General features: G+C 60.3%; 18 protein-coding genes and 1 pseudogene. 5 read left to right on the forward strand and 14 right to left on the reverse strand.

The window, feature by feature from the left end:
- Positions 1-96: 96 nt before the first annotated feature.
- Positions 97-810 carry a methyl-accepting chemotaxis protein gene (locus AACY25_RS20980; RefSeq protein WP_445262145.1) on the forward strand — a complete coding sequence of 238 codons (714 nt, stop codon included), beginning with the start codon at positions 97-99 and terminating at the stop codon, positions 808-810.
- Positions 811-824: 14 nt separating this feature from the next.
- On the opposite strand, the gene AACY25_RS20985 is transcribed toward AACY25_RS20980, so the two are convergent.
- From AACY25_RS20985 to AACY25_RS09890, 13 genes and pseudogenes are all read right to left on the reverse strand, one after another.
- The gene (locus tag AACY25_RS20985) at positions 825-1,706 is read right to left on the reverse strand and encodes a methyl-accepting chemotaxis protein (RefSeq protein ID WP_445262146.1); all 882 of its coding nucleotides are present in this window, start codon (positions 1,704-1,706) and stop codon (positions 825-827) included.
- A pseudogene (locus AACY25_RS20990) lies at positions 1,683-2,780 on the reverse strand (methyl-accepting chemotaxis protein); the annotation flags it as partial. The gene AACY25_RS20985 and the pseudogene AACY25_RS20990, both read right to left, overlap by 24 nt.
- Positions 2,781-3,137: 357 nt before the next feature.
- On the reverse strand, positions 3,138-4,598 hold the full coding sequence (locus AACY25_RS09840; RefSeq protein WP_339524204.1) for a sodium-dependent transporter: 1,461 nt from the start codon (positions 4,596-4,598) through the stop codon (positions 3,138-3,140).
- A gap of 261 nt (positions 4,599-4,859) precedes the next feature.
- On the reverse strand, positions 4,860-5,510 hold the full coding sequence (gene maiA / locus AACY25_RS09845) for a maleylacetoacetate isomerase (RefSeq protein ID WP_339524206.1): 651 nt from the start codon (positions 5,508-5,510) through the stop codon (positions 4,860-4,862).
- A gap of 39 nt (positions 5,511-5,549) precedes the next feature.
- Entirely contained in the window at positions 5,550-6,533 is a 984-nt protein-coding gene (locus tag AACY25_RS09850) for a fumarylacetoacetate hydrolase family protein (RefSeq protein WP_339524208.1), read from the reverse strand.
- Positions 6,533-7,672, reverse strand: a complete 1,140-nt coding sequence (locus AACY25_RS09855; RefSeq protein WP_339524210.1) for a homogentisate 1,2-dioxygenase — start codon at positions 7,670-7,672, stop codon at positions 6,533-6,535. Before AACY25_RS09855 ends, AACY25_RS09850 begins: the two co-directional genes overlap by 1 nt.
- A gap of 4 nt (positions 7,673-7,676) precedes the next feature.
- Positions 7,677-8,759, reverse strand: a complete 1,083-nt coding sequence (hppD, locus tag AACY25_RS09860) for a 4-hydroxyphenylpyruvate dioxygenase (RefSeq protein ID WP_339524212.1) — start codon at positions 8,757-8,759, stop codon at positions 7,677-7,679.
- A gap of 459 nt (positions 8,760-9,218) precedes the next feature.
- Complete coding sequence (locus AACY25_RS09865) at positions 9,219-10,997, reverse strand: ABC transporter ATP-binding protein (protein ID WP_339524214.1); 1,779 nt, start codon at positions 10,995-10,997, stop codon at positions 9,219-9,221.
- Positions 10,990-11,622 (reverse strand): DsbA family protein, encoded by a 633-nt coding sequence (locus tag AACY25_RS09870; RefSeq protein WP_339524216.1) that lies wholly within the window; start codon positions 11,620-11,622, stop codon positions 10,990-10,992. Before AACY25_RS09870 ends, AACY25_RS09865 begins: the two co-directional genes overlap by 8 nt.
- Before the next feature lie 2 nt (positions 11,623-11,624).
- Positions 11,625-12,563: an oxygen-dependent tRNA uridine(34) hydroxylase TrhO gene (gene trhO / locus AACY25_RS09875; protein WP_339524218.1), complete on the reverse strand. Its 939-nt coding sequence runs from the start codon at positions 12,561-12,563 to the stop codon at positions 11,625-11,627.
- 218 nt (positions 12,564-12,781) lie between these two features.
- Entirely contained in the window at positions 12,782-13,075 is a 294-nt protein-coding gene (locus AACY25_RS09880) for a BolA family protein (protein ID WP_339524219.1), read from the reverse strand.
- Between the two features lie 12 nt (positions 13,076-13,087).
- Positions 13,088-13,588 (reverse strand): DUF2059 domain-containing protein, encoded by a 501-nt coding sequence (locus AACY25_RS09885; RefSeq protein ID WP_339411017.1) that lies wholly within the window; start codon positions 13,586-13,588, stop codon positions 13,088-13,090.
- A gap of 101 nt (positions 13,589-13,689) precedes the next feature.
- Positions 13,690-13,866, reverse strand: a complete 177-nt coding sequence (locus AACY25_RS09890) for a hypothetical protein (RefSeq protein ID WP_339411016.1) — start codon at positions 13,864-13,866, stop codon at positions 13,690-13,692.
- Here AACY25_RS09890 and AACY25_RS09895 point away from each other — a divergent pair.
- The 3 genes from AACY25_RS09895 (at position 13,853) to AACY25_RS09905 (ending at position 16,989) form a co-directional block, all read left to right on the forward strand.
- Complete coding sequence (locus AACY25_RS09895; protein ID WP_339524220.1) at positions 13,853-14,863, forward strand: DUF2804 domain-containing protein; 1,011 nt, start codon at positions 13,853-13,855, stop codon at positions 14,861-14,863. The genes AACY25_RS09890 and AACY25_RS09895 overlap by 14 nt on opposite strands.
- 118 nt (positions 14,864-14,981) lie before the next feature.
- The gene (locus tag AACY25_RS09900; protein ID WP_339524221.1) at positions 14,982-16,376 is read left to right on the forward strand and encodes a class II fumarate hydratase; all 1,395 of its coding nucleotides are present in this window, start codon (positions 14,982-14,984) and stop codon (positions 16,374-16,376) included.
- Positions 16,369-16,989, forward strand: a complete 621-nt coding sequence (locus AACY25_RS09905) for an NAD(P)H-dependent oxidoreductase (RefSeq protein ID WP_304863674.1) — start codon at positions 16,369-16,371, stop codon at positions 16,987-16,989. The genes AACY25_RS09900 and AACY25_RS09905 overlap by 8 nt, the downstream gene beginning before the upstream one ends.
- 6 nt (positions 16,990-16,995) lie before the next feature.
- On the opposite strand, the gene AACY25_RS09910 is transcribed toward AACY25_RS09905, so the two are convergent.
- Positions 16,996-17,958 (reverse strand): DMT family transporter, encoded by a 963-nt coding sequence (locus AACY25_RS09910; protein ID WP_339524222.1) that lies wholly within the window; start codon positions 17,956-17,958, stop codon positions 16,996-16,998.
- 286 nt (positions 17,959-18,244) lie between these two features.
- Here AACY25_RS09910 and AACY25_RS09915 point away from each other — a divergent pair, with 286 nt between their 5' ends.
- On the forward strand, positions 18,245-18,454 hold the full coding sequence (locus AACY25_RS09915) for a DUF6316 family protein (RefSeq protein WP_339411010.1): 210 nt from the start codon (positions 18,245-18,247) through the stop codon (positions 18,452-18,454).
- The last annotated feature ends 48 nt before the right edge of the window (positions 18,455-18,502 follow it).

Genomic DNA, 18,502 nt, shown 5'->3' on the forward strand with positions numbered 1-18,502 from the left:
CTGCAGCAGACCGCACACGACCTCACTGGGGCATCAGAAAGTATCGTGCGCAGTACCAATGAGGAGTCCGACAGCGCCGTCAGCATGGCTGCTGCTATGGAGCAAATGATCCAGAACATCGAACAAATTGCCGGCCACGCCCGCAATGCCCAAGAAATCTCCTCCCACTCAGAGCAACTGGCCGGCAGTGGCGGGCAGGTAATCCTGGGCGTAGTCGACGGCATGAGCCGGATCGCCGAAGCGGTCAATGAGTCCAGCGCGACTATCACCGCGCTGGGCGAATCGTCAGAGGAAATCCATTCGATTATTCAGGTAATCAATAGCATTGCAGAGCAAACCAACCTCCTCGCCCTGAATGCGGCCATCGAGGCCGCTCGCGCAGGTGAAGCTGGCCGTGGTTTTGCCGTGGTGGCGGATGAGGTGCGTAATCTGGCCGGACGCACTGCGCAATCAACCCAAGAAATCACCGGCATGATTGAGCGCATCCGCAGCAGTACCGCCCAAGCCGTCGAGAGCATGCAGACCGGGGTGACACGGGTTAACGATGGTGTCGCGCTGGCCCATGAGGCCGGCTCATCCATCAATGAAATTCGCGGCGGCGCCCAGCGTGCCGCCGAGGTGGTAGAGGAAATTTCCAACACCATCAGCGAGCAGAGTAAAGCCAGCAACGAGGTGGCACTGCGGGTCGAGCAAATCGCGCAGATGTCTCAGCAAAACAGCCGCACGGTCATCCAACTGGCAGACGCTGCCCAGAGTCTGGACAGCGTCGCTCGCAGCATGCAGAGCTCAGTGATGCAATTTCAGACCTGAATCGAAGGCCCGAATCAGCTACGGAACTGGGCCACCAAACCCTGCAACTCAACGCCTAGACGTGCCAATTCAGCGCTAGAGGCAGCAGTTTGCTCACTGGCACTGGCGCTTTGCTCGCCGATGTCACGCACCCGAGTGATGCTTTCACTGATGTTTTCCGCCACCGCACTTTGCTCCTCGCTGGCAGCCGCGATTTGCTGATTCATCTGTTCGATGGTGCTCACCGACTGAGTGATACGACCCAGTGCGGCGCCAGCTTCCCCGGCAAGCGTCACGGTGCGTTGAGTCAAGCTGCGGCTGCTGTCCATCTTCTCCACCGCGCCCTTGGCCAGACGCTGCAGGCTGGCGATCAGCCCTTCGATTTCCTCGGTGGAGTCTTGCGCACGCTTAGCCAGGGCGCGCACTTCATCCGCCACCACGGCAAAGCCACGGCCCTGCTCGCCAGCACGCGCAGCCTCGATGGCCGCATTCAGGGCGAGCAAATTGGTTTGTTCGGCGACGTTGCGAATCACCTCCAGCACACCACCAATCCGCGCGCTTTCCTGATTCAGCGCCGCAATGGCTTCGGCGGACTCTTCCACTTCAGTGGCCAGGTGGCCGATCTGGCTGACTGCCTGTTGCACCACCTGATTACCCTGCTGCGCCTCCTGATCGGCGGAGCGGGCGGCCAGAGATGCCTGTTCGGCGTTCTGCGCCACTTCCTGCACGGTCGCGGCCATTTCATGCATGGCGGTAGCGGTCTGCTCGGTTTCCATCTTCTGGTTCTGCACGCCGGCGCTGGTTTGCGCGGTGATCGCCGAGAGCTGCTCGGCAGCGGCGGCAATCTGGCTGACGCCACCGCCAATCCGACCGACCAAAGTGCGCAGGCTAACGCTCATCACCTGCATCGCGGCCATCAGTTGGCCGGGTTCGTCACGGCGATCCTGCGGCAGGTCGTGGGTCAAATCGCCAGCGGCAATGCGCTGGGCAAACACCACCGTTTGCTGCAAGGGCGCGACAATCAGGCGGGAAATAATCAGCGCCGCCAGCATGCCAATAATCACCGCAGCAATGCCCATGGCGCCGAGCAACAGCATGGCCTGACGGCTATCCGCGGCCATGGCCTGCTCTTGCTGAACCTTGGCTTCATCCACCAGGGCCAGCACGGCCTGGGCACGCTCGACCATGGCAACTTCGCTCTGCTGGCTCTGCCCGCGTACCTGCTGATAATTGGTGAATGCCTGCTGATAGAGGGTCAGCGCCTTCAAGGCGGTTTCGATGGCGCCTTTCTGATCGTCGTCCAGCCAGACCATCAGGCTGCGTGCGACGGTTTGCAGGTCGTCGTTGATATAGGTCCACTCCTCCAGGGCTTCGGCCGAGCCATCGATGATGTACTGGCTTTCATGGCCGCGCAGGTCGAGCATGCGCTTGCTCAGGCCCGAGGCGGTTTCCGCCAGGGTCAGCGGGTCGCTGCCGCGCAGCTTGTCCCCCTCCAGGCGCAGCTCACGCACGGCGTCGTACATGTCCAGCTCGATCACATCGAACTGATCGCGCGCCTCACCAGCCGCCTCACGCATCTGCGTACGCGCCGCGCGGGCATTGTTCTGCTGCTCGACAAAGCTGTCGAACTGCCGACGATAGTCGTCGATGGCCTGCTGCATGCTTTTCAGCCGCGCTTGATCAGCGCTGGACGCGACCGCCAACTGCTGGGCGACTGCCGCACCGACCCGATCCAGCTGCTCATGCACCTGCGCAGCCGCTTCGCTATCCTGGCGCAGAGCGAAATCGCGCTCGGCGCGGCGAGCTTGCAGCACCTGAGCATCAATTACTGACAGGCCACTGGTGCTGGCATGCCCTTCCAACACGGCTTGCACCGCCAGAAAGCCACTGCCGGTGACGGCAACCGTGAGCAACAGCACCAGGCCGAAACCACACATAAGCTTTTTGCCGACAGACAGGTCGGCGAACAGGCGAGCGGCAGAAGAGGACATAACAACACTCCGTTTTTCTTATCGTGCGCAGCGAGACGGCGCGATGGCGGCCCAGGTAGCACATGAACCACTGATGGCAGTTTAGCCTCGCTTTATTGCAACCCTTGCGCCAGAGGCCTGCTCGGACCCAGGTAAAAGCGCAAAGGCCTGAGCTAGAGGCGCTGGCGGTTGCTCAACGGGATATAGCCAAAAATCGAATGCGGCAGATAACCCAACTTATCGGCAGGTTTCCGCTGATCCTTTATCGCGAATGGCGAGTTACCGCCAAAAAGCCCGCGTCAACGTTATGACGACCATAAAAAAGGCGCACGGCTTTTGCCCGTGCGCCCTTCTCTACTACAGCTCAGCTTGGCGTGATTAACGCCCAGCGAGCGCCGGTACGACTCGTGGCCTGAGCACTTCACCGAGCACCGCGAGCAGGCCGATGGCGCCGGCAATCCAGTACCACTGAGCAATCGGGTCAAACATCAACCAACCCAGAGCGTGCAGGAACACCACCATGATCAGCACCGGGCTGACGTAGCGCACCATAAACAGCCAGAGGGCATAGCCCAGCGGCGGCAGGCTCAGCTCATCACGCATGATCTCGCTGCGCAGGGCGTAACCGGCCAGCAGCACCATAAAGATCCCCCCCAGGGGCATCATCCAGCGCGAGGTCAGGTAATCCAGCCAGTCGAAGAAATTCTTGCCCAGTGGCGTCCAGCCTGCCATCAGGTTGAACGAGAGCATCGCCAGCAAGCTGATCACCAGCAGCACCGAGCCGGACATGACCGCCGCCTTGAAACGGCTGATGGCGTACTTCTCGTTGAGGTAGGCCACCGTGGCTTCGATCATGGAAATCGCCGAGGTCAGCGCGGCAATCGACACCATGGCAAAGAACAGCACACCAAAGGCGGTGCCGAACGGCATCTGCTGGAAGGCCAGCGGCAGGCTCATAAAGATCAGCCCCGGCCCTGCGCTCGGGCTCATGCCGTTGGCGAAGATGATCGGGAATATCGCCAGCCCCGCCAGCAACGCCACGCAGGTGTCGCAGATGGCCACGACAAAGGTGGTACGCGCCACTGACTGGCCGTCCGGCAGGTAGGAGCCGTAGGTGAGAATCGCACCGGAGGCCAGGCTCAGGGTAAAAAACGCGTGGCCCAGCGCGGCCAGCAGCGCTTCACCGGTGATCTTCGAGGAATCGAAGCTGAACAGAAAGTCGAAGCCAGCGCTGAAACCGCCACTGATAAAGGCATAGCCCACCAATACCAGCAGCATCACGGCCAGGCCCGGCATCATCCAGCGCACGGCATTCTCGATGCCCTTCTGCACGCCTTTGGCGACGATCCACAGGGTCAGCAGCGCCACCAGTACGCTCCAACCGCCGAGCTGCCAGGGGTTGGCGTTATGCGCCTCGAACACCCCGCCAAGCGCTTCCACGCTGGTAGCCGCCAGCGAGCCGTCGAGCATTTTCACCGTGTAGGCAAAGGCCCAACCGGCCACTACCACGTAGAAACACAGGATCATAAAGCCGGCCAGCATGGCCATGCCGCCAACGGCCTTCCACAGCGGGTTGCCGTTATTTTCCTTGACCACCCGACCGATCGCATCGATGGGGCTGCCACGGCCGCGTCGGCCAATGGCGATCTCGGTCATCATCACCGGGATACCGATGGCCAGGATGCAGGCCAAGTACATCAGTACAAACGCACCACCGCCGTATTCGCCGGTGATATAGGGGAATTTCCAGATATTGCCCAGGCCCACAGCGGAGCCGGTTGCAGCAAGAATAAAGCCCCAGCGCGAGAGCCAGAGGTTCTTCGGTTTTTCACGGGTCATGCGTCACCTGTTTGTTTTTATCTGTGACGAAATAGAACCCGCAGCGCTTGTGGCGCGGCGGAGTGGCAAGGCATTCAGGTCGGTTTAAAGCTGCTGCGCTCGGCTATGCAGCGTTGAAATCAGCCTCGGACTGCTCATGTACAGACGTACACTGCGCGTCCTCGACTGATTTCCCCCTGCCTAGCCGTCGCTCGCGACGCTTTGCACCCACCTGAGGGAGCCGGGTTCGCCTGACCCTGACGGCGGCGAAGCCGGCTGGGATCACTGAGCGTCGGGTTGCACCTCCGGCGCAGCCTGTTTAAAGGCATCCAGAGACTCACAACGCGCCGCCATGGCGAGGATGCGCGGGTACGCATCAAGGTCACAGTTAAAACGGCGCGCATTATACAGCTGTGGAACCAGACAGGCCTCCAGATATCCGGGCCGCTCGCCGAGCGACAGGCGATCATTGAAGGCCGTCAGCCCAGCCTCGACTGCCGCCAGCCCCTTGTGCAGCCAGTGCTGATACCAGGCGTCCTTGGCCACCTCGCTCACTCCCAGCTCACCGGTCAGGTACTGCAGCACCCGCAGGTTGTTCAGTGGGTGCAGGTCGCAGGCGATATGCAAGGCCAGGGCGCGCACCTGGGCGCGCTGCGCTGGATCGCTGGGCAGCAGCGCAGGAACCGGAAACATCTCGTCAAGGTATTCCAGAATCGCCAGCGACTGGGCGATACGCACCCCGCCGTTGTCCTGGTCCACCAATAGCGGCACCAGTTGCTGCGGATTGAGCGCCTGGTAATCAGCGCTGTGCTGCTGGCCGCCATCTTTGACCAGGTGCACCGGCACTTGCTGATAGGCCAGACCCTTGAGGTTCAGCGCAATGCGCACACGGTAAGCGGCGCTGGAACGCCAGTAGGAATAGAGCTTCAGCATGGCAAGCACCGATGGTGGATGTGCGAAACGACATCCACCCTACCCTTCATATTTTTCCACCGTCTGGTCGATCGCACCGAACAGGCTATGGCCGGCGACATCAAACATCTCAATACGCACCCGGTCACCGAACTTGAGGAACGGGGTTTTCGCCTCGCCGTTCTCGATGACTTCCAGCATGCGTTTCTCCGCCAGGCAGCTGGAGCCGGCGCTGCGGTCGTAATTGGAGACGGTGCCGGAACCGATGATGGTGCCAGTGCCCAGCGGGCGGGTCTTGGCGGCATGGGCGACCAGGGTCGGGAAATTGAAGGTCATGTCCACGCCGGCATCCGGCTGGCCGAACAGCGCGCCGTTGATATGCGACACAAGTGGCCGATGCAGCTTGCCGTCGCGCCAAGTGTCGCCCAGCTCATCCGGAGTAATCGCCACCGGTGAGAAGCTCGACGAGGGTTTGCTCTGGTAGAAGCCGAAACCCTTGGCCAGCTCACCGGGGATCAGGTTACGCAGCGACACGTCGTTGACCAGCATCAGCAGCTGGATATGCCCGGCGGCCTCGGCAGCGCTCGCGCCCATCGGTACGTCGTCGGTGATCACCGCGATCTCGGCTTCCAGGTCGACACCCCAGGCCTCGTCGGCCATCTGGATCGGGCTGTGCGGCGGGATAAAGCACTCGGAACCGCCCTGATACATCAGCGGGTCATGCCAGAAGCTCTCCGGAATTTCAGCGCCGCGCGCCTTGCGTACCAGCTCAACATGGTTGACGTAGGCGCTGCCATCGGCCCAGTGATAGGCGCGCGGTAATGGGCTGTGGCAGGCAGTCTGATCGAAGGCAAACGCGCCGTCTTCCAGGCCGTCATTGAGGCGTTGATACACCGCTTCCAGCTTGGCTTTGCTCTGCGCCCAGTTATCCAGCGCCGCCTGCAAGGTGGCGGCAACGCTGGGCACTTTGACCGCGCGCGTCAGATCACGAGAGACCACAACCAGCTCGCCGTCGCGGCCTTGATTCAATGATGCGAGTTTCATCAGGATTCCTTGCCCGGCGCACGCCAGGAGTTCACGTATTCGGGGACATCAACGCCGGCAGCGGCTTCGCCAACTTCCAGGGCGCGGCGGGTATCGATCATCACCGCCACTTCATCAATAAAGGTGGCGGGCGCTTCCTGGCTCTTTTTCAGTGCCTTGGGGTGCGGGCCGTGGGGGAAGCCGCACGGGTGCAGGGTGACCATGCCCTGCTCGATGTTGTCGCGACTGAAGAAGTTGCCACGGTGGTAGAACAGCACTTCGTCGTAGTCGTCGTTGTTGTGATAGAACGGCACTTTCAGCGCGCCGGGGTCGCTTTCCACCGGGCGCGGGGTAAAGGTGCAGATCACAAAACCATTGGCCACGAAGGTGGTGTGCGCCGACGGCGGCAGGTGGTAACGGTGGCTCATCAGCGGGCGGATATCGCGCCAATTAAGCCGCACCACGGTGTTGTCGCCATGCCAGCCGACCACATCCAACGGATTGTAGGGATAGGTCACGGTGCTGATCTGGTTGCGCCGCTTGATCCTGATCTGCCAGGTATTTTCATCCTGCTGGGCCTTGAAGGCGTCATCCAGCCTGGGATGATCGAGCACAGCCGGATCGAAGATCGCCTGCGGGCCAACCAGGCCCTTATCCGGTAGCTGATAGGCACCGTCGGTGCTTTCAATCAGCAGCATAAAGGTCCGCTCATCGGCCTCGATGCGCCAGGCCGTACCGCGTGGAATCAACAGGTAATCGCCATCACGGTAGGTCAAATGGCCGAAGTCGCAGTAGAAGTGCCCCGCCCCTTCATGGATAAACAGCAGGTCATCGCCATCGGCGTTGCGCACCAGATGGCGCATGGCGCCGTGGGTTTTCCACACGCGCAGCTTCACGTCGCTGTTATGCAACGTCAGTGGCGCAGCCAACGGGCAGTCACGCTCGCTAGCAATGTCATTGAAGTTGAACGCGTGCGGACGCAGCGGCCCTTGCCAGTCGATCCAGCCGGTCGGCGGATGCTTGTGGTGCAGGTGCGCCGTGGGGCCGAAGAAGCCCTCACGGCCCATCTCACGCTCGTAGGTGCCTTCGGGAAAGTCGCAGTGCGCCTGCCGTGAGCATTCGCCTTCGCGCAGGGGAAAACTGATCCAGTTACGGCTCATGGCCTCATTCCTCGGAGATCACACCACGTTTGATCTGATCTTCCTCGATGGACTCGAACAGCGCCTTGAAGTTGCCCTCACCAAAGCCCTGATTACCCTTGCGCTGAATGATCTCGAAGAAGATCGGGCCAATTACAGTATTGGTGAAAATCTGCAACAGGATGCCGTCATCACCCGGTGCGCCATCGATCAGGATGTTCAAGTCGCGCAACACATCAGTCGGCTCGCCGTGCCCGGCCACGCGGCTGTCGACCTTGTCGAAGTAGGTGCCGGGAGTGACCATAAAATCCACGCCGTTGGCGCGCAGTTGGCGCACGGTGGCGTAGATATCTTCGCTGCTCAGGGCGATGTGCTGGATGCCTTCGCCTTGGTATTCGCGGATAAATTCCTCGATCTGCGACTTGTCGTCAGACGACTCGTTGATCGGGATGCGGATCTTGCCGCACGGCGCGGTCATGGCGCGAGACAACAGGCCAGTGAGTTTGCCTTCGATGTCGAAGTAACGAATCTCACGGAAGTTGGCAATGCGCTCGTAGAAACCCGACCACACGTCCATCTGTCCGCGTTTGACGTTGTGGGTCAGGTGATCCAACTCTTTCAGGCCGACAGAATTGTCGGTAGGTGTACGCCCTTCGATGTACTCAAAGTCGACGTCATAGATGCTCTTGTCGCCAAAGCGGTCCACTAGATACAACAAGGAGCCGCCGATGCCCTCAACGCAGGGAATGTTCAGCTCGCCGAAGTTGGCGTGGCTGCCCACCAGCGTCGCGCCCTGAGACTCCACATAGGCGGCTGCCTGAGCAGCGTTCTGTACGCGGAAGGCCATGGCGCAAGCGCTAGGGCCGTGTTTGAGACCAAACTCGCGCACATGCCCGGTCGGGCTGCCGTTCAGCACGAAGTTGATGTCGTTCTGCTGGAACAGCCAGACCTCTTTTGAGCGGTGCTTGGCGGTTTCGGTAAAGCCCATGGCGGTGAATAGCTGGCGCAGCTGCTGGATGCCTTCCGGAGTCGGCGCGGTGTATTCGACGAACTCGAAGCCGTCGGTGCCAATCGGGTTGTGCTGCTCGATCTTGTTCACGGCGTTCATTGCGCCTCCTCGTTGTTGTTTTGATCAACCGCTGCTCGTGCAACGGCGCGGATTGACCTCATAACAACCGAGCGTAGCCGCGCTAACAAGCGGCCCCAGAGCACCCTGCCGCAGCCTTGGCCCAGGCTTCCGGCAAGTTTTTAATACACCCAAGAAAACAGCGTGATTGCTGACTGCAACCACCCGCATCGCGTCACGAAATATTTACAAAGCGGTCGATTTAACTGCCAGGTGCGGGGCAGCAGCGCTTCTAAACTAGTTGAAACCCACAACAAGCAGCCGGCATGACCCGCACCTATGATCAGGACTTGTCCGTATGAACGGCGCAGACGCAGAGTCCACACCCGCGAGAAAGTGTTGCGCTCACAAGAAACGTAGGGTGAATGACGCTTTTTTCATCCACCGCGAGGCCGCATTGGTGGATGGGTGAAACGTCAGGTTTGTTTGCCCAGACAGTTATCAGTGCTGCAGATGGCCGTAGAGCTTGGCGTAGAGCCCGCCATCGGCGATCAGCTGTTGATGGCCGCCGTCTTCGGCGATGCTGCCGCCGTCGAATACCAGCACCCGATCGGCCTGCTTCACCGCACTCAGGCGGTGGGCGATAATCAGCGTGGTCCGGCCACGCAGAAACTGATTGAGCGCCTGATGCAGGGCGTATTCGGTGGCTGCATCCAGCGCCGAGGTGGCCTCATCAAGAATCACCACTTTCGGCTCAGCCAGCACCATGCGGGCGATGGCCAGACGCTGGCGTTGGCCGCCGGATAAACGCACGCCAGAACGGCCGACAATGCTGTCCAGCCCTAACGGCAGACTGCGAATGGTGTCGGCCAGCTGGGCGATCTCCAGCGCGCGCCAGCAGAACTCATCCGTGCGTTCACGCCCCATACACAGGTTGGCGCGTACCGTGTCGTTGAACAGCGCAGGATGTTGCAGCACCACGGCGACATTCTCGCGCACAGCCTCCAGGCCAATTTCTTCCTGGCTGCTGCCACCAAAGCGGATGGTTCCGGCCTGTGGCGTATACAGGCCGAGCAGTAGCTGCACCAAAGTGCTTTTACCGCCGCCGCTGGCGCCGACTATGGCGACCTTCTCCCCCGGCGCGATGCTCAGATTGAGCTGATTGAGCACCGGTTCATCGTTATAGGCGAAGGTCAGGCCGCTGACTTCGATACCCACAGTATCGCGGCCTTTGAAGGGGTCGACACGGCCCGGGTATTGCGGCTCGTCTTTGCGTGCCAGTAGTTCGTTGATGCGTGTCAGCGCGCCGCCAGCCGCATAAAAGGCGTACTGCAGACTGAGCAACTGCTCGACCGGGCCGATCATAAACCACAGGTAGCTGAACACCGCGAGCATCTGCCCGATCGACAGGTCGGAGAACAACACGGTAAGCATCGCGGCGGCGCGGAACACGTCGATACCAAACTGGAACAGCAAGCCACTAGCGCGGTTCGAAGCATCGGTCTTCCACTGCGAGTTCACCGCAAAGTCGCGCACTTCTTTCGCTCGGCCACCGAGACGACCAAGGAAGAAGCCCTGGCGATTTCCGGCGCGGATTTCCTGAATGGCTTCCAGGGTTTCCGTCAGCGCCTGGGTAAAACGCGAAGTGCTGTCGTTTTCCAGTTTTTTCAGGTGCTTGACCCGCTTGCCCAACTGCACCGTGGCGTAGATCACCAGCGGGTTGAACAACAGAATCAACAGCGCTAACTGCCAGTGCATCCACAGCAGAATCGCCGAAGTGCCGGCAAGGGTGAGCATGGCCACCAGAAAGCGGCTCAGTGTTTCGCCGACAAACTTGTCCAGGGTGTCCAGGTCGGTGACCAGGTGGGTGGTCACCGTGCCGCCGCCGAGGCTTTCATATTCACTCAAGGAGATGCGTTTGAGCCGCTCGATCAGACGGATGCGGATGCGGTAAACAATATCCTTGGACAGCCGCGCAAACAGCCGCGCCTGCACGACGTTGAAGATCAATGCGCCCGCACGCAAGCACAAGGTCAGCACCAACATCAGGCCGATATAGCCTGCGGCCGTTTCCCACTCAGTAGGTAGGAAGTTATTCATTACTTTGAGTGCGCTGTCACCGTCGTTGAGCAGCACCTCATCGACCAGTAACGGCAGCAGCAAGGGGATAGGCACGCTGCAAAGCGTGGCCAGTACCGCAACACAGTTGGCCCAGATCAAGGCTTTTTTGTGGTGTAGCGCTAGCCGGCGTATTTCTGCCCAGCTCAAACGATCAAGCATGCTCAAGTCGCTCCAGCCACCGCGCTAGCAACGGCTCGAGTACGTCTAAGGGTTGATAGCCATTGGTCAGCAATGCCAGCTGCCCCTTGTTTTCGGCGAGCAAGGTCGGGAAACCGGCAATGCCCAGATCCTGCGTCCAGCTAACATCCGCCGCGGTGGCCTCGCGCTGCGCGACACTGTCAAAAGCTTCGGCAAAAACGATGCGAGGAATACCGGCGCGTTCGGCCAGCTCCACCAAAACGCTGGCGCGGGTCACGTCTACCCCTTCGGTGTAGAAAGCGCGCTGAATCAACTGTGTCAGCGGCAAGACAAGCTCCGGGGCCAAACTACGGGCTGTCACCAAGGCCCTACACGCGGGTTCGGTGTCGTACACCATCCCCTCGGGCAAGCCATCTTTGAAGTTGAACAACTGACCGGTGCTGGCATTGACCGCCTGCCAGTACCCCAGATAACGCACCCGCGCGGCGGCATCGATGGCCACGCTATCGCGGCGCAAGCCGCCCAATACCAGCTGCAAATCAACGCCTGCGGCAGCCGCCTGCTCAGCCAAAGCCTCCAGTACCGGCGCAAAGCCCCAACACCAGGAGCACATGGGGTCCATTACGTAGAGCAGGCGTGCGTGCATGCTTAAACCTCGCGGGACTGTCGGGGGTTGTAACCCAATGGGTGTGGCTGATTACGCTCTTTGGCCAACTCGATCTGGCGCTGACGCTCGCGGGCGCCCGCACGCGTTTTCTCTGGCAGCGAGTCCCAGCAATGCGGACAGCTGATACCAGGGGTGTACAACTCTGACTCGCGATCAGCCACCGATACCGGCGTGCGGCAGGCGTGACATTGGTCGTACTCGCCTTCGCTGAGGTCGTGGCGCACGGTGACGCGGTTATCAAAGACAAAGCAGTCGCCCTGCCACTTGGTCTGCTCCTGCGGCACTTCCTCCAGGTATTTGAGGATGCCGCCCTTGAGGTGGAAGACCTCCGCAAAGCCCTCGCCAAGCATATAGCTGGAGGCTTTTTCACAACGGATGCCGCCGGTGCAGAACATCGCAACTTTCTTGTGTTTGGCCGGGTCGAAGTTCGCCTTGATGTACTCGGGAAACTCGCGGAAGGATTTGGTCTTGGGATCGACCGCACCCTCGAAGGTGCCGATGGAAACCTCGTAGTCGTTACGGGTGTCGATCAGCAGCACTTCAGGATCGCTGATCAGCGCATTCCAGTCCTTGGGCTCGACATAGATGCCGACTTTCTGGTTCGGATCGACCCCTGGCACGCCTAAGGTGACGATTTCCTTCTTCAGTTTGACCTTGGTGCGGTAGAACGGCTGCTCATCGCAATACGACTCTTTATGGTCGATATCAGCCAGACGCTCATCCAGGCCAAACCAGGCAAGCAGCCCGTCGACGCCGACGCGGCTGCCCGACACGGTGCCGTTGATGCCCTCTTCGGCAATCAGCAGCGTGCCCTTAATGCCGTTATCCAGCATGGCTTGCAGCAGCGGCTCGCGCAGCTCGTGGAAATCAGGCAGGGAAACGAATTTATACAGCGCGGCGACAACGATCTTGTCTGTCATGTGCATGTCCTTCAGTAGTCGCCCACGTAAAGGGCGGACCGGGATATAAAAGTGGCCAGCGGCGAATTAATCAGCTGGCGGATCACAGAAAATTGTCCGGAGCATTTTTTGACGTTGCTCCGCCGTGGATGGCGGGCCACAAACAAAACCGCCGGCGCGAGGCCGGCGGGATGCGCAGTTTACTGCCCTTGAGAGGAGCCGTGTAGAGGCGAATTGCCTCAGTGGCCACCCTTGCAGGTCGGTGAGGCCGGAGCCACACCCTGCTGAGACCACTCATCAGGCGTATAGGTGTGCAGCGCCAGCGCATGGATCTGACCCATCAGCTCACCCACGGCGGCATAAGCTTTCTGGTGACGTTTGACCGCGTTCAGGCCCGCAAACTGCTCGCTGACGATTACCGCCTTGTAATGGGTTTCCAGGCCACGGCTGTGCATATGGCTTTCATCCAGCACGTGGAGATGTTGGGGTTCCAGGCTCGCCAAAGCGACCTGCAATAAATCGATCTTCGGCATAAGGGCTGTCACTCAGGGCTTCTTCGGGGTCAGCTTGGTGGTCATTTCCGCCAACAGCTGGTTGACCTTGGGCACGGCGGCTTCCAACTTGCCTTGGGTCAGCTGCGCCGACTGCGCAGTCAGTGTCGGCATCTTTTCCAGGACTTTCTTGCCCAGCGGTGATTCGTAGAAACGAATCAGGTCTTTCATTTCCTGCTCGTTGAAGTTAGTGGTGTAGAGCTTGACCATATCCGGCTTGAGTTTATCCCAGCCCACTGCCTGCTCCAGCGCGGCATTGGCCTGGGCCTGATAGGTTTCCAGCACGGCCTTCTCGCTCTGCGGCGCCTTGCTCTCGGCAAAGCGTTGGGCAAACATCTGCTGCACCTGGGCATACACCGGTACAGCCAGCTTATCGGCGCGGGCCAGCAGCAGGAAACGCTCGGCATCGGCGGCGTGACTCTTGGCATCGGCGAGCACCTGAGCACTACCGCACGTCAGTATTAGGGCAGCGCAAAGGGCAGGTAAACGTGACATGTACTACTCCTGAGAAAGGGATTGAGTGCTGTTGGACTCAATTGCCGGCATTTTGTGCCCAAGCGCGGGTCACACTCAAGTAAGCAAGAGCGTCGATCAACTCACGCTACAACTGTGCACTGGCGCACTGCGTGCTTAAAGTCCAAAATGCCAGCACTTGCCGAGCAGGCTAATGCCTGTGCATGCTCGACGAGATAAGCCATCTTCTGCTTCAGCGCGCCAATGCTCACAAAGCGAAGCGCCAGCACACACATGGACGTGTCGATGAACAGTTTCACTCATCCAGAGCCTCTCGCCGCCATCGCGCTATGCGATAGCCACGGGCTGCTTAACCCGCAGGCCATCGGCTGGTCACCCAGGCCCATGATCGATTGCGCCATACCCGGGCACTTCGGCCGGCGCAAACGCTGGAACCATTGGTGCATTACCACCCCGCAGTGGATGCTCTCGTTTACCCAGGCCGACCTCGACTACCTGGGTTATGCCGCCGCCTACTTCCTTGATCTGCAAAGCGGCCAAGCCGTCGCCTACAGCCAGTACCGCCTGTTCGGCCGTGGCTGCGACCTGCCAGATCAGCCGCAAGCCAGCCACGAATTCAACCACCCACGCCTGCAACTGCGCGTGGCTGAACACACCGGGCGCACGCGCATCACCATCAATGCGCCAGATATTGGCGGACAACCGCTGCAGGTAGCCCTGGATATTCAACGCCCGTCCCACCTCGACTCAGTCAACCTGGTCGCCCCGCTCGGCCCGCATAGCTTTCACGCCACCAGCCGCCAGCTGGGTCTGCCCTGCAGTGGCAGCGTGCAGCTGGGCAAGCAGCAATACAGCTGCGTCACCGGGCAAAGCTTTGCCTCGCTGGATTTCGGCCGTGGCGTCTGGCCACTTAATAGCCACTGGACCCGCGCCGCCTTCGCCGCACCTGGTGGTATCGCAGGCAACTTCGGCTCCGGCTGGACCGACCACAGCGGCCTGTCAGAAAACACGCTGTGGTTTGGTGGCGAACTGCAGCACCTGGATACGCCGATCACCATCACCCAGGCACCGCACAATCCGCTGGCACCCTGGCAGCTGCGCAGCCCGGATGATGCTGTGCAGCTGATATTCACCCCACGCCAGCGCCACCAGGCTTGTCGCCGGCTCGGGCCGTTCTATGCAGATACGCAGCAGTGGTTTGGGCACTTCGAGGGTGTTCTACGTGGCCCGGAAGGTGAGTGCGTACCGGTCAACAACGCGCTTGGCTGGCTCGGCGAGACCCGCGCCCGCTGGTAATCGACCACCGATGTTGAACCTCTACTGATGCAGCGCCGCCTAAGCTCAAATACTCTCGACCAGCAAGCGCTGACCTGGGAGGTTATTTGCCGCATGCACAACATTGAGGAGAGCCATCATGAGCCGCACTGAAACCGACAGCCTGGGCCCGATCGAAGTACACGATGAGGCGTATTGGGGTGCACAGACTCAGCGCTCGCTGGTCAACTTCGCTATCGGCCAGGAGCGCATGCCTTTATCGGTGGTGCATGCCCTGGCGCTGATCAAGAAGGCTGCCGCACGGGTCAATCAGCGCATCGGCGAACTGCCTGCAGACATCGCCCGATTGATCGAGCAGGCAGCCAATGAAGTACTGGCCGGCCAGCATGATGAGCAGTTCCCCCTGGTGGTCTGGCAGACCGGCAGCGGCACGCAAAGCAATATGAACGTCAATGAAGTGATCGCCGGGCGCGCCAATGAGCTAGCCGGCAACGGCCGTGGCGGCAAGACGCCGGTGCATCCCAACGATCATGTCAATCGCGCGCAAAGCTCCAACGACAGCTTCCCCACCGCTATGCATATCGCTGCCGCACAGGCCGTGCAACAGCAACTGCTGCCTGCCGTGCGCGAACTACGTGACGGTTTACAGGAACAGGCCGAGCGCCATGCGCGCCTGCTGAAGACGGGTCGCACGCATATGATGGACGCCACGCCGATGACCTTCGGCCAGGAGCTGTCAGCCTTTGTCGCGCAGCTGGGTTATGCCGAGCGCACCATCCAGGCCGCTCTGCCTGCAGTCTGCGAACTGGCCCAGGGTGGCACCGCCGTGGGTACCGGCTTGAACTCACCGCAAGGTTTTGCCGATGCCATGGCCGCCGAACTGGCCGCCTTGAGTGGCCTGCCCTTGGTCAGCGCACCGAACAAATTTGCCGCTCTATCCGGACACGAGCCGTTGGTTGCTTTATCAGGCGCGTTGAAAACCCTGGCGGTCGCCCTTATGAAGCTTGCCAACGACCTGCGTTTACTGGGCTCCGGCCCGCGCGCAGGCTTTGCCGAAGTGCGTTTGCCGGCCAATGAGCCGGGCAGCTCGATCATGCCCGGCAAGGTCAACCCGACCCAATGCGAGGCGCTGTCGATGCTGGCCTGCCAGGTTCTCGGGAACGACACCACGATTGCGTTCGCCGCGAGTCAGGGCCATCTGCAGCTCAACGTGTTCAAACCGGTAATTATTCACAACCTGCTGCAATCGATACGTTTGCTCGCGGACGGCTGCCATAACTTCCAACAGCATTGCGTTTCTGGGCTACAACCCGATGCGACAAAAATGGCCGAACACCTGGAGCGTGGTTTGATGCTGGTAACCGCCCTAAACCCGCACATCGGCTACGACAAAGCCGCACAGATCGCCAAGCAGGCCTATCAGGATGGCACCACCCTGCGCGAAGCAGCGCTGCAGCTGGGCCACCTGAGCAATGAACAATTCGACGCCTGGGTGCGCCCTGAAAATATGCTGGAGGCGGGTCAACATGAGTGAAGCGGCAAAAAGCGGCGCAACGCCACTGGAGGGTGACGGCAAACGCATCCTGATGATTCTCGGCACGCCGAAAAACAGCAGTTTCTGCCATGCCCTCGGCGAAGCCTATGCCCAGGGCGCACGCAGCAAGGGCCACGTAGTACGCCAGCTGAAGCTGGGTGAAATGAGCTACGACCCGGTGCTGCGCGATGGCTACGAGCAAAGCCAGACCCTGGAACCGGACCTGCTGGAAGCGCAGCGGCAGATCCACTGGGCTGAGCATCTCGTGTTCGTCTATCCGGTCTGGTGGGGCGGCATTCCCGCGCTGCTCAAAGGTTTCTTCGACCGCACCTTTCTGCCCGGCTTCGCCTTCAAGTACCGCAACCGCTCGCAACTCTGGGACAAGCTGCTGACTGGGCGCACCGCGGACCTGCTGGTGACCATGGATACGCCGCCCTGGTACTTCCGTTGGATCTACGGCGCCCCCGGACACAGGCAGATGACCCGTACCATCCTCGGCTTCAGCGGCATCAAAACCCGCCGCCTGGCCGAGTTCGCCCCAGTACGCCCCTCCAGCGAAGAACAGCGCCAGAGTTGGTTACGCCGCGCCGAGGCCCTCGGCGTGCGCGCCTAGGCCTTATCAAGCCAACGCGCCCATGCGCGCCTTGCGGGCGCGCCAACCAGCCAGCAATGAAGGCCCCAGCGCCGTCAGCGCCGAGCCCAGCACCACCAGCACCGCACCGCCATAGGCCAACCAGTTGATCTGCTCGGGCTGTACATGGTCAGGCCACCAGCTGGCGGCCAGGGCCACCGAAGCGAAAGTCACCAGCGGAGTAATCGCCAGCGCCGCACTGACCCGTGAAGCTTCCCAATGCGCCAGCGCCTCGGCAAACGCGCCATAGGCCACCAGGGTGTTCAGGCAGCAAGCAAACAGCAGCCAGCCCTGCAGCTGACTCAACTCCAGAGCCTGCAGCGGCTGCGCCCAGGGCGTCAGCAACGCGGCGCAGGCCAGGTAGATCACCATCATTACCTGCAGCGAGTTCCATACAGTCAGGAGCTGTTTCTGCGCCAGGCCATAAAAGGCCCAGACAAATGCCGCCGACAGCACGATCAACACTCCTGTGGTGTAAGCCGTCAGTGAGGTCAGCAGCTCATCCAGGCGCTGATTGAAGAACAAGGCAAAGCCGATTACCAGCACCAGCAAACCCAGCCCCTGGCTGAGGCTGAAACGCTCGCGAAAGATAAAGATGCTGCTGATCAACAACAGAATCGGCGCCACCTGAATCACCAATTGGGTAGTGCCGGGGCTAAGCAAGTTAAGGCCAACCAGATACAACACATAGTTGGCGGTCAACCCGGCTATCGCCAGCAGCAGAAGCCAGGCGCCCTTCTTGCCCAGCGGGCGAAATCTCGGCAGCCGGTTACTGGCCGCCAGGTAGGCCAGCAGGATGGAACCGGAAACCAACAGGCGAAACCAGGTCACCGTGACCGGATCCATGACCTGCAGCACTTCCTTGAGTTTGATCGGCAGCACGCCCCACAGCACGGCGGTCAGCAGCGCGAGAAACAGACCGTAGAGCCAGCGACCAGAAGAAATATGCATAAACGCCTCGCTACCGGCACCGCAACCTTTGCCCGATGCAGGTTGAAGCGACGACACATTCTAGGTTGCCACCACTAACCGGCACAGCCACAGCCAAGCGCAGCTATTTAAGAAAACTGTACCGATGGCTTAACAGCATCAAGACAGCCGTCTGGCGTCAAAAAATATAAAAAACGAGAAAACCATGCCGAATTTCGGCAAAAACGACCATTTGTCGTTAAATTCTGCAGCTCGGACATCGCCGTTTAGACTGAATTCAGCAGCTCATTTTGCGGGAGGTTCATCTATGTTCGGCCAACGCCATATCGACCATAACCCCGGCACCCACTACCGCAGTGAACGCGTTAGCGCGGTCAACGGCCAGTACTTCTTCTCCACCCGTGAGGGCACGCTGGAAGGCCCCTATTTCAACCGAACGGATGCCGAGCGCGAGATCGCCTTCTATATCCGCCGAATGATCCAAGCAAACGAAATCATCGAAAGCCGCGCTTTCTAGAGCGTAAACCACAGCCAATAAAAAACCGCGATTGCTCGCGGTTTTTTA

The organism is Pseudomonas sp. EA_35y_Pfl2_R111, from assembly GCF_963970955.1.
Taxonomy (GTDB): domain Bacteria; phylum Pseudomonadota; class Gammaproteobacteria; order Pseudomonadales; family Pseudomonadaceae; genus Aquipseudomonas.

Bases quoted from the DNA above. Each gene is read 5' to 3' on its own strand.
- AACY25_RS20980 (WP_445262145.1), top strand. From the start codon at position 97: ATGGAGCAAATGATCCAGAACATCGAACAAATTGCCGGCCACGCCCGC.
- AACY25_RS20985 (WP_445262146.1), bottom strand. From the start codon at position 1,706: ATGGCCGCGATGCAGGTGATGAGCGTTAGCCTGCGCACTTTGGTCGGT.
- AACY25_RS09840 (WP_339524204.1), bottom strand. From the start codon at position 4,598: ATGACCCGTGAAAAACCGAAGAACCTCTGGCTCTCGCGCTGGGGCTTT.
- maiA (WP_339524206.1), bottom strand. From the start codon at position 5,510: ATGCTGAAGCTCTATTCCTACTGGCGTTCCAGCGCCGCTTACCGTGTG.
- AACY25_RS09850 (WP_339524208.1), bottom strand. From the start codon at position 6,533: ATGAAACTCGCATCATTGAATCAAGGCCGCGACGGCGAGCTGGTTGTG.
- AACY25_RS09855 (WP_339524210.1), bottom strand. From the start codon at position 7,672: ATGAGCCGTAACTGGATCAGTTTTCCCCTGCGCGAAGGCGAATGCTCA.
- hppD (WP_339524212.1), bottom strand. From the start codon at position 8,759: ATGAACGCCGTGAACAAGATCGAGCAGCACAACCCGATTGGCACCGAC.
- AACY25_RS09865 (WP_339524214.1), bottom strand. From the start codon at position 10,997: ATGCTTGATCGTTTGAGCTGGGCAGAAATACGCCGGCTAGCGCTACAC.
- AACY25_RS09870 (WP_339524216.1), bottom strand. From the start codon at position 11,622: ATGCACGCACGCCTGCTCTACGTAATGGACCCCATGTGCTCCTGGTGT.
- trhO (WP_339524218.1), bottom strand. From the start codon at position 12,563: ATGACAGACAAGATCGTTGTCGCCGCGCTGTATAAATTCGTTTCCCTG.
- AACY25_RS09880 (WP_339524219.1), bottom strand. From the start codon at position 13,075: ATGCCGAAGATCGATTTATTGCAGGTCGCTTTGGCGAGCCTGGAACCC.
- AACY25_RS09885 (WP_339411017.1), bottom strand. From the start codon at position 13,588: ATGTCACGTTTACCTGCCCTTTGCGCTGCCCTAATACTGACGTGCGGT.
- AACY25_RS09895 (WP_339524220.1), top strand. From the start codon at position 13,853: ATGAACAGTTTCACTCATCCAGAGCCTCTCGCCGCCATCGCGCTATGC.
- AACY25_RS09900 (WP_339524221.1), top strand. From the start codon at position 14,982: ATGAGCCGCACTGAAACCGACAGCCTGGGCCCGATCGAAGTACACGAT.
- AACY25_RS09905 (WP_304863674.1), top strand. From the start codon at position 16,369: ATGAGTGAAGCGGCAAAAAGCGGCGCAACGCCACTGGAGGGTGACGGC.
- AACY25_RS09910 (WP_339524222.1), bottom strand. From the start codon at position 17,958: ATGCATATTTCTTCTGGTCGCTGGCTCTACGGTCTGTTTCTCGCGCTG.
- AACY25_RS09915 (WP_339411010.1), top strand. From the start codon at position 18,245: ATGTTCGGCCAACGCCATATCGACCATAACCCCGGCACCCACTACCGC.